The sequence below is a fragment of the Streptomyces sp. NPDC021093 genome, assembly GCF_044333135.1.
In the GTDB taxonomy this organism is placed as follows: domain Bacteria; phylum Actinomycetota; class Actinomycetes; order Streptomycetales; family Streptomycetaceae; genus Streptomyces.
In genome coordinates this window covers 446,929-460,128 of sequence record NZ_JBIRQJ010000005.1, presented here as the reverse complement: position 1 = coordinate 460,128, position 13,200 = coordinate 446,929, and the positions used below count along the sequence as shown (strand labels likewise).

Sequence of the window (13,200 nt, the reverse complement as noted above, 5' to 3'; positions counted from 1 at the left end):
CGAACCACAACAAACTCGACTATTCAAACATGCATCCCGGTCCAGCCGGGGGCTGTGCCCGCTCCTGCACAGCGCCCACTCTGGCACCGGCCGACGCGAGCCGTACAGGCTTCGTCACAGCACGTCGAAGCCCGTCAGGTTGATCAGTTCCTGGTAGTTGCCGCGCCGGGTGAGATCGCCCTCGATCCTGAGGTCCAGCCGGTCGCGGTGGGCTTCGGTCGCGCGGTCGTAGTCCTCCTCGCTGAGGTGGAGGTGGATCTGTCGCTGCTGGCCGACGAGGTCTCCGTTTTCCCTCATCAGCCGTCCTTCCACGGTCACCTCGCCGGGGCCGATGTCGCCCGTGCGCTTGAGCTTGGTGGTGCGGCCGACGATGGTGACCCCCTCGTCCGGTTCCTGCCGCCGGAGGTCCTGCGCACCTTCCCTGAGCACGTGCACCAGACGCCGGGGGAATTCCGTGGGAGTGGTCGCATAGGGCACTGGCCAGCGCGGGGACCAGGCGAAACTGAGCGAGAAGGCATGGCCGGGGCGAGGCTCGCGCCCCTCGCGGCTCTCGGTTCCGCCGATCCCTGCGAGCGCCTCGCACAAATCGGCCGAGACGCCGTCGCTCACAGCTCGGGCGAGAGGGCCCGAGTCGTCGAACCTAGCCGCCTTCTCTGCCGCTGCGCGGGCCGCCGTCACTGCTTCGTACAGTCTGCGCGACACCTTGCGTGCGAACGGCTCCGGTGCCATGTCCAGCTCGGGAGCATCCTCGAAGAGCGAGCCGACGGACGGGGACTCGGGCAGCGGTACCTGGATGCTGAGGATGTAGCTGCCTTGCGTGCTGGGCCCCAACCTCGCGGCCTCCACGAACGCCTTCGCCTTCGTCGGCTTACGCCGAGGCTGCACCAGCCGGTGGACGGTCGCCACGGTGTCGCAGGCTGCCGCCATCAGCAGATCACGTGCGCTGGTGACGGCCAGCACTCCGTCCTGCATGGGGATCGTGCCCGACGGGGTGTTCGGCTTGGTCCTGATGTACTGCACATCCAGGCCCGTCAGTGCCAGGTCCTGATGCACCGCAGCCGGCGGACGTCCTTCGACGGCGGAAAGCGCGCCAAGCAGGTCGGCCATGCGGTCCGGGTAGTCCGCGAGCTCCATGTCCATCGGCAGCAGCACACGGTGTTGCTGCCCGCCCCATTCCAGCTCCCAGCGACGGCTGTAGCGGACCCGCCCGCCCTGCTGCCAGCCCCTGCTGCTCAGATAGCGCGCCACATCGTGCGGGCGCAGCCGCGCCAGTTCGTGCTCGGACACTCCGGCTGCGGTCATGGCGCGGGCACCTCCTCACACGCCCGGTCGAAGAATTCGTGCAGAACATCGATCGTGAGCAGATTGTCTCGCGGCACACTGACAGTCACGTACTTTCGCCCTTGCTGAACGGGCATCGTGTGATGCTCCAACGACAGCCAGTACGCCGAGTGGTACAGGGTCAGGGCTTGTTGCTCCACCCTGATGTACTGCCCCGGGTCCTGCGGAACCACCACCATCACCAGGTAGCAAGGGACTTGCCTGCGACCTCGCAGCCGCTTGTACTGCTCCACGGGGAGCGAAATGCCGAAGTCGTCGCCCGCCATGGTGAACTCTCCGACTCGGCGCGACTTCACCTGGAGTGCAATCTGCACATCCAGTTCCGGGTCCGCATGATCACGGCCCAGGATCAGGTCCTTGCCGATGTCCGGGTAGGGCACGGCAACCTGGAATCCGGCCGCTGCCGCGATGGCTGACACGAATGTTTCTCCGTACCAGCCCTGGTGGTTGTTGTGCTCCATGCGCCCCCGCGCTCCGGTCGCAGGCCACCCGTCACGAACCTGCGCCCGGAGTGACATGCCGATCACTGTTCGCGCAGGCTACCCGAGCACTGATCGGCCAGGAAGGCCGGGTTCCGGCCAGGGTCGGCTTCAGAACATGGCGGATTCGCCGTCCCCCACCGGCCGCCGCGCCTCCGCCAGCGCAACCGTGTGCACGAACGACTCCAGCACTGCGGCCAGTTCGTCGCTGTGTTCGGCGAAGGTCTCAATCGGGAACGACGGGCGGAGGTCGAGCTTCGCCTCGGCGAGTTCGATGCCGTCGATCTCGTTGAGGCGGGCCATCAGTTCGCGGCGGCGCGGTTCGTCGTCGAAGGGCGGGCGGCGCTTGAGGTGTTGGAAGACGACCTCGACCGTGCCGGTGACGGGGTAGAGGGCAAGGGGCCAGAGGGTGCGGGTGTGCAAGGCGTCGCCCGCATCCAGGGTGGGGAAGCAGCTGGTTTCGCTCGCCCGGCCGTAGGCCCGGTAGCCGCCCTGCTGCTCCCAGAAGCGCAGGACCGACAGGACACCCTGGACGGTTGCCGGTGTCTGGTTGTCACGGAGCTGGGTCTCGAAGCGGGCTGCCGCTGGCTGCGGCTCGCCGTTCGGGGCCGGTGCCGGGGCCGGTTCGACGTCCTCGGCAACCTCCTTGCCCAGCAGGGTGGCAAGGTCCGCGGTGGTGAGACGGTGAGAGCGCCGGGCCCGGCCCGCCTCGTCGAAAGGAACGCCTTCGGATTCTAGGAGGGTGCGCGGGTCTCCCGAGTGCTGGTCGTCGGTCCAGCGGAAGCCCGCTGAGATGCGACCGTCGGCGGTCAGGATGCGGTAGGCGCCGTGCAGCCCGGCCTTGGTGCCGACATGGTTGCCGACGGCGACGGCGTGGGTACCGATGAGGGCGGCGACGTCCCCGTACGTCGTCCAGGTGCCGGCCGGCATGGCGAGGAGAGCAGCGCGCAGGTCCTTCCAGCCCGCCCACTCGTCGTCGGCGTACAGCATTCCCTCGATGGGGCCGGGCCACAGCTGGACGGCCCGCTCGGCCAGTTCGTCGGCGCGGGCCAAGATTTCCGCTCTGCCCCAGCGTTCCTTGGCGGCGATGCCCTGGTTCATGCGCAGCGCGCTGGAGTCGAGGATCTCCTGCTTGCGGCGGAAGGGATGGTTGGAGAGGCGTGCGTTGTCGGCGGAGAGGGTGAGGTTGCCCAGGGTGTGGACGAGGAGGGTGTGGAGATCGCTCGCGCTCTGGCCGTCCTCGGTCTCCTCGGCAAGGAGGTCGTACCACTGGTCGGCGGGGTTCTGCGGGAGCACGTGCTCCACGGTGAGGTGGGCCTTGGTGTAGTCGACCGGTTCGCTCGACCGGTAGCTCTCCTCCAGCCTGCGCAGCACCTGGAAGCGCTGGTTGCTGCGGCCCGCCTTGTAGAAGGGGCGGGTGCGGACCGCCTCGCGCAGTGCGTCGTCGCCGGGCCAGACCCGGGCTCCCGTCGTGTTCCGCGACAGGAGGCGGCGTACGGCTTCCGCCGGGGAGCTCTCCTTGTCGATCTCCTTGGGGAGTTCCATGAAGACGCGGTTGCTGCCGGTGGTGGAGAGCCCGGCGATCAGGCGCCGCACCACATAGCTCTCTGCGTACTCCAAGGCCTCGGCCGCCTCCTGGGCCGTGGCACGGCCGCAGTCAACTCGATTCAGGAGGTGAAGGGCGAGCGGGTAGTGGGTCTGACCGCCCCAGCGGGACAGGCGTTCCAGTACGTCGCGCAGGGCCGGGTCGGGTTCCCGCTCGGGTTCCAGGATCCGCATCAGGCGTTCGGCTTGCGCAGCGAGAGCGGCGATCTCGTTCTGGATCGCCGCTTCGTCACCGCTCAGCGGCTCCAGCCGCTTCTTCTGGTCGCGGTAGATCTCGCTCTGCTTGGCCCTGCTGTTGCCGGCCACGACCAGGTCCAGCCAGACGAGCAGCTCCAGGCTCTCCGGACCGAGCAGATCCTGCATGGGCAGCCAGAGATTGCGGTAGACGGACTCGCCCCGGTGCGGAAGGTACATGAAGAGGTAGTTGCGCAGCAGGTCGCTCTGGCTGAGCCCGACACCCGTGTTGTTGATCGACTCGAAGATCCGGTAGACGTTGTCGCCCTCGGCCGCGGTGATCTCGACGATGGTCAGCAGATTACTCAGTACGGCTTCGACCCCGTCCGTCCATGCTTCTCCGCCGCTCTCCTCCCCCTCTGCCAGGGCACCCAGGAAGAACCGGTAGGCAGCACCCACATTGCCCGGCCCGCCCGCCTTCGGTGCGGACTCCACGCATGCCGTGAAGGCGTCCCGGTCCGCCTGGGTCGGCAGCAGCCGGTAGCGGTCGTCGCCGTCCCGGTAGCTGTTCACCAGCAGCAGGTCATGGATGCGTGCGGCCTTCTTGTCCGCACCACGCTCGCGATGGCGGTCCCGCAACGCGGTGAAAGCCAGCATGAGGGTGGTCAGCCGCTGCTGTCCGTCGACCACGAGCCACCGCTGCATGTTGCTCGCGGTGACCCGCCCCGGCGCCAGTACCACCGATCCCAGGAAGTGCGCGGCGGGTGGTCTGCCCTCCGCCTGCTCCTCGACCAGCTCCAGCACGTCGTCCCACAATTGCTGCAGCTCCTCGCGCTGCCAGCTGTACGTCCGCTGATAAAGCGGGACCTGGAACTGCTTCTCGCCCTGGACGAGTTTGCTGAACGTGGTCTCCTGAGCGTGCACTCGCGTCAACTCCACCAAGGTTTGAGGGCCGGGTCTCCATTGTTCCGTACCCGGGTACGGTGACCAGGAGAACCGACCAACCGGACGAGGTAGGAGCGCCGATGGCGAAGCTGGGAATCCACAAGGACTTCCTGATGGAATTCGCCAAGCTGGAAAAACCCGTGCAAAAACGGGTACACGAGGTGTTCGACAAGTTCCACGAGCACCGGCACGCGGGACTCCACCTCGAAAAACTGGAAAAGGCCCGCGACCCCCGCATCCGGACCATCCGCATCAATTCCTTCATGCGCGGCGTCGTGCTGGCCCCGGAATCGGGCGACAGTTTCCTACTGCTGAAGGTCATGCCCCATGACGACGCCATCGCCTGGGCCGTCAAGCACCGCGCGACCGTCAACTCCGCCACCAAAGGCATCGAACTGCGCAACGACGTCGCTCTCGAACGTGCGACGGCCGGTGTGCGAAGACTCGCCGAGACAGTACCCGAGCGGCTCTTCGGAGACGTCCCCGACAAGGAGCTCGTCCGGCTCGGCATCGATGCCGACCTGCTTCCCCTCGTAAGGCAACTGAGCGACGAGTCGCACCTCGACGCTCTGCAAAAGATCCTTCCCGAACAGCAGTACGACGTCCTGGCGGGCCTGGCCGCCGGGATGTCTCCGGAGGAGGTCTGGCGCGAGGTGGTGCTGTTCCAGCTGGAGCAGGGCTCGACAAACGTCTCGCAGCAGGTCAGCGTCGTACCGGACCGCGACGAGTCGATGCCTCCAGCCTCGGGCACGACGGTATCGGGGCAGGACGAGTTGGCTGCTGCGATGTCCCGCTCCCAGGGGCGGATCGCCCTGGTCTCCGGCCCCGACGAGCTGATGGAAATCCTGGGCCGGCCCTTTGACGCCTGGCGGGTTTTCCTGCACCCGAGCCAGCGTCGCGTGGCCTACCGGCCCTCTTACAAGGGACCCGCCCGGGTCGTCGGCGGGCCTGGCACCGGCAAGACAGTTGTCGCCCTCCACCGCGCACTCCATCTGGCCAGGCAGCTGCCCACCGATGCACCCGACGAGTCGATCCTGCTCACCACGTTCACCCGGGATCTTGCCGCGGACCTTCGCCGTAGCCTCGAAATCCTCATCCCCGAAGCAGGGGTGCGGGCGAAGATCCGTGTGGTGAACGTGGACGCCCTGGCCAATGAGGTAGTACGCAAGGACCGCTCGCAGAACCTGTCGATCCTCGCCGACCAGAAGGAGATCACCACACGCTGGGCACGCATCGCCCGACGGCTCGGCATCGACTTCACCGACGCGTTCCTCGACCAGGAATGGCGGCATGTCGTACTCGCGCAGAATCTTCTCTCTCCCGAGCAGTACCTCAAGGCCTCCCGCTCCGGGCGGGGAACGGCTCTCGGCCCACTGAAACGGGCACAGGTGTGGCGCGCCGTCGAGGCATTCACCGGCGAGCTCCGCAATGCCGGGGAGTGGACCTTCCTCCAAGTGTGCACGGAGGCCGCACGCTTGCTCGACGAGCGCGGCACCAACCGCCCGTACCGCCATGTCGTGGTCGACGAGGCTCAAGACCTGCACCCCACCCAGTGGCGGCTGCTGCGGGCCTGCACCGAGCCCGGCCCTGACGACCTCTTCATCGCGGGTGACACCTACCAGCGGATCTACGGGAACAAGGTCTCGCTGCGCAGCCTCGGCATCCCGGTGACCGGCCGCTCCACCCGCTTGCGGGTCAACTACCGCACCACCAAGGAAGTCCTGAGCTGGTCCACCGCCCTGCTCACCGGCGAACAGGTCGACGACATGGACGGCGGGGACGAGTCCCTCACCGGATACCGGTCCACCCTGCACGGCGAGCACCCGCGGGTGCACGGCGCGAACAGCAAGGCCGAGGAGATCGCGGGCCTGGTGAGGCAGGTAACCGAGTGGTCCCGGGTAAACGTGGCACCGCGCGAGATCGGTATCGCCGTACGTTTCGTGCAACTCGGCAAGGACATCGCCCAGGCATTGCAGCGGGCCGGGATCCCCTCCGTGGTCCTCGGTACGTCGACAGGAACGGGCGACGGTGTGCATATCGGCACGATGCACCGTATGAAGGGCTTGGAGTTCCGCTGTATGGCGGTCGCCGGAGTGAACGACGGTGTCGTACCGATGCGGAGCGCGGTCACCGCGGTGGAGGTGGACGCGCAGCAGAACCGCGAGGACCTGCTGGGCGAGCTGAGCCTCCTCTTCGTCGCCTGCACCCGGGCACGCGAGGCGCTGTACGTGTCCTGGCACGGCGCACCCAGCCCGTTCCTCGACGCTGCTAGGAAGAGCTGAACCGTCCTGGCTGGAAAGGACGTTGTCAGTGGCGTGCACTTAACTGGAGTCATCACTATCCGTGAGTATTGCGGGGGGGGTGATAACGGAGAGCAGTGGGCGCGAGGGGTGGGTGCCGACCCATGTGTCGTTGGCGGGGCTGAACGCACGTGGTGGGACGCGTGCCATGGTGCGGGATCTGCTGTGCGAGCCGGACAAGCGGGCGCCGAATCCTTATTACCGGTCGGCGCCGCCGATACGGCTGTATGCGGTCGCGCGGGTTCAAGAGGCTGAGCGGAGCGAGGAGTTCGAGGTGGCGCGGGCCGCTGCCGAGCGGAGGTCTGCCGCCGGGAAGGCGGCGGGGAAGAGGAGGGAGGCCGTGCTCGCCGCAGTGCGGGCCGTGGAGATCGAGGTTCCGGGGATGGCCGACCGCGAACTGGCCGAGCGGGCCGTGCGGTGGCGCAATGAGCTGGACAAGCTGCGGGCCGGTGTCGCAGCGACCACCTTCCCGAGCCTGCGACGGTGGGGAGTGCGGAGCCCGGCGCCCTGGTGTGAGGTGGGAGGTGGGAGGTGGGAGGTCAATTATCTGCGCCATGCGCTGACTCGGTACGACGACCTGCTGGACGGGCTGTACGGCGCGACGGGGCGGGCCGAGGCGGAACAGCTGCTCAGGATCCGGGTGTACGGGGCGATCGCTGCCCGGTACCCGCGGCTTGCGGACGAGTGCAGGCGGCAGCTCAGGGAGCGGGGGGTGGGGGCCGGTGGAGTGCTGTCGTAGTTCCGGTCCCGAGGACCGCCGCGCCGTCGCCTTGGCGCGTACGATCTTCGCCATGCCGTCGGACCTTCCTGGAACCTCCTCGCGAGAGGGGGCAGTTGCGGGAAACCCGCTGCCGGGCAGATCGGAGCAAAGTAGGATTAACCCTTATACAGCGGGCAGCGGGCAGCGGGCAGCGGGCAGCGGGCAGCGGGCAGCGGGCAGCGGTGAGAAGCGGGTGTTGTTCGCGGCTCGGTCGGCGGGGGCGTTGCACCGGCTCTTCGACACCCTTCCGGTTTTCGCCGGGGATTCGCGCATTCGGCGATGGTTCACGCTCGTGCCCGGCTCCGCGTTCGGGGCGGACGCCTCGGCTGCCGTCGAGCGGTTCGGCGGGCAGGTGGTGCCCTGGGAGGATGCGCTCGCCGAGGAGTACGACCTGGTGGTCGCCGCCAGTCCCAAGGGTGGGCTGAGCCTGCTGCGCGGGCCCAAGGTGCTGCTGCCGCACGGGGCCGGGTTCAGCAAGACGCTGCCCCAGGAGGGCGCGGCCGAGTCCGCTTCGGGGCTCGATCCGGAGTTCCTGCTCGACGGCGACGGGCGGGCCGTCGCAGCCCTGCATGCCCTCGCCCACCCCAGCCAGGTCGACCGGCTCGCCCGCCGGGCGCCCTCCGCCGCCGCTCGTGCGGTGGTCGTGGGCGATCCGACGCTGGAACGAATACTCGCCTCGCTCCAGCAGCGCGACCACTACCGGGACGCGCTGGGGACCGGCGGGCGCAGGCTCGTCGTGCTGACTTCCACCTGGGGGCCCGAGTCGCTACTGGCGCGGCACCCGCGCCTGCCCCACCGCCTCGCGCGCGAACTCCCCTGCGACGCCTACCAGTTGGCACTGATAGCCCACCCCAACATCCGCAGCGAGCTGGATCGGCGGGAGTTCGAGGAGCGCCTCGCGCCCGCCCTCGACGCCGGTCTGGTGCTCGCCAGACCGTACGAGGAGTGGGGTGCACTGCTCGTCGCCGCCGACGCCGTGATCACCGATCACGGCTCCACGGCCCTGTACGCGGCGAGCGCCGGGCGCCCGCTCATCGCCGCCTGTGACGGCGGGCCGGAGCTCATCCCGGGCAGCCCGATGGCCGACGTACTGGGGCAGATACCGGAGTTGGGTGATCCGGTCGGCCTCGGGAAGATCCTCGACACGTACGGCGTGGATGTCGCCGCCCTCGCCGGCTCCGCCTTCGCCGAGCAGGGCAACGTACTCGAAGGGCTTCGGCGCGAGCTGTACGGGCTGCTGGAGTTGGCTCCTCCCGACGGGAGTTGGTGCGGGGCCCGTACCCTGCCCGCCCCCGGATCCACCGGGCTTGCCCTCGCCGCCTTCGGTGTACGGATCGAGCAGCGGGACCACGTCGTACACGTGGAGCGGACGTACGCGGGCGGGCGGGACGGCGTGCACCACCTCGCCGCCGAGGTGGACCGGGCGACCGCCCGGCAGGTGCAGAGTGCGGGGCTGCTGTTCCGGCGGGCCGCTCCCGCGCCCCGGGGGACGTACGGCGAGGAGTGGACCGTGCGCGGGTGGATCGACCGGATGCTGGAGGAGTACGGGGAGGGGCGCACCGCCGCCGTCGTCCTCGGCCCCGGGCACTGCGTGGCGCGTCGTGCCGGCGGAACGCTGTGGGAGGTGCGGATCGCGCCGTGCCGGGAGGGTGGCAGGGCGTTCCGTACCGACCCGGCTGCGGTGCTGTCCGCCGTGCACGCCCTGCTCGGAAGCGGATCGCTCCCTCTCGAAACCGAGCCGGCCGCGTACCGAATACGGTGCGTCGTGGCGGGTCGCGACTACGAGGCGGCCCTCACCCCCGTCGGCGACAACGTGGCGGGTGTGGGAGAGCGGACCTGCTGACGCCTCCTGCGGACTACGGTTCCAGCGCCCCCGCCGCCTTCCGGATCGCGGTGGCGGATTCGGCGTGCGTCGCTGCCCGTTCGGTGTCGCCGGTCTCTGTGGCGAGCGCGGCCAGCGCGTCGTGCACTCTGGCCTCGTCGAAGGTGGAGCCGCGTCGCCGCGCGCTCGCCAGGGCCGCTTCGTACAGTTCCCACGTCTCACCGGTGCGGCCGAGGGTGTGCAGGACCTGGCCCAGCGCGAAGCCGGTGCGGGCCGTCATCCGTTCGCGCCGGAGGCTGCGGGCCTCCGTGTGCGCCTCGTCGAGAAGCGCGGCAGCGCGGTCCTGGTCGCCCATGCCCCGGGCGGAGCAGCCGAGGAGGTAGGTCTGGAGCATGACGCCGTAGTCGTTGCCGATCTCACGGTGGACGTGGCGGGACTCCTCGAAGTACGGAAGGGAGGCTTCCCACTGCTTCTGCACGGCGAGGAGCTTGCCGCGGAACTCGGCGACGGAGGCGTGCAGTTTACGGTCCGCGGTGGTGGCCGCCGCTACTGCCGCCTGTGCCAGTTCCTCGCCCGCCTGCCCGTATTCCTCCTGCTCCCAGAGCAGTCGGGCGAGCTGGCAGCCCATGCGTGCCGTGGCGCGCGCGTCGCCGGACCTTCGTGCGGCGGCCAGCCCGATGCGGAACGCCTCGGTCGTCTCGGTCGGGTGCAGGTGGTCGAGGTGGAAGGTCCACAACGGTTCGCAGAGCGCCCACGTCTCGGCGTCGAGGGCGTGCGCGTATCCCGTGCGTACACAGCCGAAGAGGACCAGGTGCTCCTCCTCCAGCCAGGCCATCGCCGCGGCCTCGTCCTTGAAGGGCACGTCGGGGGCGTGGCGCAGAAGCGGAATCTCTGCGCCGAACGTCATCCGCCTGCCTGCCGCCGCCTCGTCGGCGCGCCGGGCCTGGCGCACGTACCAGCGCAGCAGTCCTTCACGGGCGGCGGTCGCCTCGCCGGGCGCGTTGTCACGGTCGGCGACGTGGGCTGCATGGTCGCGCAGGAGGTCGGGGAGGCGGAGCATCCGGCGTTCGGCGACGTCGGGCAGGAGCAGCCCGGCGCCCTCCAGCTCGTCGAGCGCTTCGCCCGCCGGCCCCTTGCCCGCCCCGAGCAGGGCCGCCGCCGCACCCTCGGTGAGGTACGGGCCGGGGTGGACCGCGAGTGCCCGGTAGAGCGCGGCGGCTCCTTCGCCGAGACCCTCGTACGAGGCTGTCCAGACGGCCTCCACCATGGAGAGCCCCTTCCCTTCGAGTCCTTCGAGTTCGGCGAGGAGGCGGGCGATGCTGCTGCGCCGGTGTCCGCGCAGCCAGCCGGCCGCAATGTGCAGTGCGGCGGGGAGACCCCCGCAGGCCCTGACCAGCGCGGAAACGGCGGCGGGCTCACCGGTCAGGCGCGGATCACCCGTCAAGCGCGGGGCGCCTTCGCCCGCTTGCTCCCCTTCCCCCTTGACGAGGTGCTGGAGGAGGCGGACGGCGTCCTGTTCCTCCAGCGGGGCCACGGGGAGGTCGAGGACCGGCGGGTTCGTGAAGTCGGCCAGCCGTTGACGGCTGACGGCGAACACCACACTGTCGGGGCCGGTCGGCAGACAGCCGACGAGTTCCGTTCCGGTGCGCACGTTGTCGAGTACGACGACCAGCCGGAGCTCCCGGGTCTGCTTCTCGTACTGCTCGCGCCGTTTCTTGTACGGGCCCTTGCGCCACTTGCCCCGCACGCCGAGACCACGCAGCAGCGCGCCGAGTACGGCCGACCGGTCGACTCCCCCGTCCACCCGGTGGTCGTCGAGATTGACGTGGATCACGCCGTCCACACTGCGTTCGCACTGGGTCAGGGCGAGCCGGAAGGCGAGCGTGGTCCGGCCGACGCCGTCCACACCGACGACATTGGCGATCAGCAGACCGTTGTGCCCGCGCGAGTGCACGACCTGGTGGAACAGCTTCTGCTCGGCGGTCCGGTCCTCGAAGTGAACCGGCTGCAGGGGGATGTTGGCCAAGGGCGTCTTCCGCGCGGTCCCCCCGGCCGTGGAACCCGATGCCGTGTACAGGTTCAGCACCTCGATCTGCCTTGCCTGAACGACAGCTTCCACCTGAGCCTGTCCGCCTACGCTGTTCCACGTCTGATCGGGCACACGCTCACTGTAGGTGGAGCGCGGCACACACGGAACAGCACTTCCCCGCAAGGGCTTTGACGGTACATCACCGGACGGCGCACCTCTCGCGGGTCGTCACCCCGCTGTCGTCACCCCGAAGTCCGCCCCGAGATCGCCGGCGGCGCCGCTGGAGCCGGGCCGTCCGAGCTTCGGTGTGCTGGCCATGACCGTACTGAACCGGGTGCTGCGCCCGCTGCTGTCCGAATGGCATCCGGGGCTGGCGGTATACGAGTCGCGGCGTCAGGCTCTGGAGGGGCTGGCCCGTACGTTGCAGCAGGTGGGCGGGATGGGCGATCTGATCGCGCTGCCCGCGCCCGCGGCGCCGTCGCCGCCGGGTGCGCTACGGGCCGGGCCGGGGACGCCTCCGCCTGTCAGGAGTCCAGCAGGAGCGCGAGTACGCGAACGGGATCGTTTCCCGCCGGTCCGCCGGGCCACCAGTCGTCACTGCCGCTGTCCGACTCGTATCCGTACCAGAGACCGTCGCGGCCGTAGCGGAGCTGGAAGCGGTCGGCGGTGAGGCGGTTGCGCGAGGGGCGGAAGTCCTGGTGGCCGAGGGCGAGCAGGGTGGAGCGGGCGCGGTCGAAGGGGCCGGCGGGCGGGTCCCAGGGTTCGTCGAGGATTTCGAGGGCGGTGGCTCCGCCCTGCCGCCAGGCCGCGACCGCTTTGGCCAGTTCGCTGGGGGTGCGGCCGAGCGCCCTGGTCAGGGACGTGTAGAGCGAACGGGTCGCCGCGGTCAGACCGGATCCCGGCTGGGCCGCGGCGATGCGGACCGCGTCCTGCCAGGGGGTGAGACCGGCGATCGGGTCGGTGCCGGTGGTGAGGAGCGTGTGCGCGCGGATCGCCGCGTCGGTGGCCAGGTGGTCCAGGGCGAGCGGGTCGGGGGCGCCTCTGGTCTGCGGGTACGAGGGCGGGGTGCCGGGGTGGGCGGGCGGCGGGAGGGGCGCCGGGAGCAGACCGAGGGAACGGGCCGGGTCGAGTGCTGCGCGGGCGCCGATCGCCGGGACGGACGCGGGTTTGCGGGTTTCCGTGGCGGTGCGGGCGGCGTTGCGGCGGGAGAGGGCGTCGAGGATTTCGCGTTCGTCCCGGCCGCGGAGCAGGAAGACGAGGAACGGGTCCTCGTCGAGGAGGCGGGCCACCTGGTAGCAGAGGGCCGCCGCGTGCTTGCAGGGGCGGCCGGCGTCCGGGCAGGTGCAACTGGGCAGCAGGTCGCCTGCCGTGGCGGGCAGGAGCGGGACGTCGGAGAGCGGTGAGTCCGGGTCCAGCAGGGCCTGCGGCATGGTCTTGGCGAGCAGCGATTCCAGGTGGGCCGGGTGCTCGGCCGCCGCGTCCAGGAAGGCGTCCCAGTCGTCGTCGGCGAGGGTGCGCAGGCGGAGGTCCGCGCGGTACGGGCGGGCGCGGCTGCCCCGTACGTACGCCACGACCCGGCCGGGGGTGACCGTGATCGTGTCGACGTGGCCCGCGTCGGCGTAGGCGTGGCCGCGGGCCAGCCGGGCCGGGTCCAGGGAGAGCGCTTCGAGGGCGGCCACCCAGGCCTTGCCCCACCAGGTGGTGGCGGGGCCGCTCGTCTCCGGGGACGGGGGGAACGTACGGCG

Annotated in this window: 8 protein-coding genes; 3 read left to right on the top strand and 5 right to left on the bottom strand. The window is 69.9% G+C overall.

What is annotated here, in order from left to right; all coding sequences use genetic code 11:
* Positions 1-114: 114 nt before the first annotated feature.
* The 3 genes from ACH4SP_RS18075 to ACH4SP_RS18065 all read right to left on the bottom strand — a co-directional run bounded on the left by ACH4SP_RS18075 (position 115) and on the right by ACH4SP_RS18065 (position 4,523).
* Positions 115-1,302: a hypothetical protein gene (locus ACH4SP_RS18075; RefSeq protein WP_398415897.1), complete on the bottom strand. Its 1,188-nt coding sequence runs from the start codon at positions 1,300-1,302 to the stop codon at positions 115-117.
* A complete protein-coding gene (locus tag ACH4SP_RS18070; RefSeq protein WP_398415895.1) occupies positions 1,299-1,802 on the bottom strand; it encodes a DUF4365 domain-containing protein in 504 nt (167 codons plus the stop codon). Before ACH4SP_RS18070 ends, ACH4SP_RS18075 begins: the two co-directional genes overlap by 4 nt.
* 129 nt (positions 1,803-1,931) lie before the next feature.
* Complete coding sequence (locus ACH4SP_RS18065; RefSeq protein WP_398415893.1) at positions 1,932-4,523, bottom strand: DUF262 domain-containing protein; 2,592 nt, start codon at positions 4,521-4,523, stop codon at positions 1,932-1,934.
* A gap of 101 nt (positions 4,524-4,624) precedes the next feature.
* Here ACH4SP_RS18065 and ACH4SP_RS18060 point away from each other — a divergent pair, with 101 nt between their 5' ends.
* The 3 genes from ACH4SP_RS18060 (at position 4,625) to ACH4SP_RS18050 (ending at position 9,447) form a co-directional block, all read left to right on the top strand.
* Positions 4,625-6,826 (top strand): UvrD-helicase domain-containing protein, encoded by a 2,202-nt coding sequence (locus ACH4SP_RS18060; RefSeq protein WP_398415891.1) that lies wholly within the window; start codon positions 4,625-4,627, stop codon positions 6,824-6,826.
* 166 nt (positions 6,827-6,992) lie between these two features.
* Positions 6,993-7,583, top strand: a complete 591-nt coding sequence (locus tag ACH4SP_RS18055; RefSeq protein ID WP_398415889.1) for a hypothetical protein — start codon at positions 6,993-6,995, stop codon at positions 7,581-7,583.
* A 214-nt stretch (positions 7,584-7,797) separates the two neighbouring features.
* The gene (locus tag ACH4SP_RS18050; RefSeq protein WP_398415887.1) at positions 7,798-9,447 is read left to right on the top strand and encodes a translation initiation factor 2; all 1,650 of its coding nucleotides are present in this window, start codon (positions 7,798-7,800) and stop codon (positions 9,445-9,447) included.
* A 13-nt stretch (positions 9,448-9,460) separates the two neighbouring features.
* Here the strand turns inward: ACH4SP_RS18050 and ACH4SP_RS18045 are convergent, their stop codons facing one another.
* Together ACH4SP_RS18045 and ACH4SP_RS18040 are read right to left on the bottom strand one after the other, a co-directional pair.
* Positions 9,461-11,452 (bottom strand): NB-ARC domain-containing protein, encoded by a 1,992-nt coding sequence (locus tag ACH4SP_RS18045; RefSeq protein ID WP_398415885.1) that lies wholly within the window; start codon positions 11,450-11,452, stop codon positions 9,461-9,463.
* Between the two features lie 527 nt (positions 11,453-11,979).
* Positions 11,980-13,134, bottom strand: a complete 1,155-nt coding sequence (locus ACH4SP_RS18040) for an SWIM zinc finger family protein (RefSeq protein ID WP_398415883.1) — start codon at positions 13,132-13,134, stop codon at positions 11,980-11,982.
* Positions 13,135-13,200 lie beyond the last annotated feature (66 nt).

Excerpts from the sequence above, each read along its gene's own strand:
- ACH4SP_RS18055 (WP_398415889.1), top strand. The coding sequence starts at position 6,993 with ATGGTGCGGGATCTGCTGTGCGAGCCGGACAAGCGGGCGCCGAATCCT.
- ACH4SP_RS18060 (WP_398415891.1), top strand. The coding sequence starts at position 4,625 with ATGGCGAAGCTGGGAATCCACAAGGACTTCCTGATGGAATTCGCCAAG.
- ACH4SP_RS18070 (WP_398415895.1), bottom strand. The coding sequence starts at position 1,802 with ATGGAGCACAACAACCACCAGGGCTGGTACGGAGAAACATTCGTGTCA.
- ACH4SP_RS18075 (WP_398415897.1), bottom strand. The coding sequence starts at position 1,302 with ATGACCGCAGCCGGAGTGTCCGAGCACGAACTGGCGCGGCTGCGCCCG.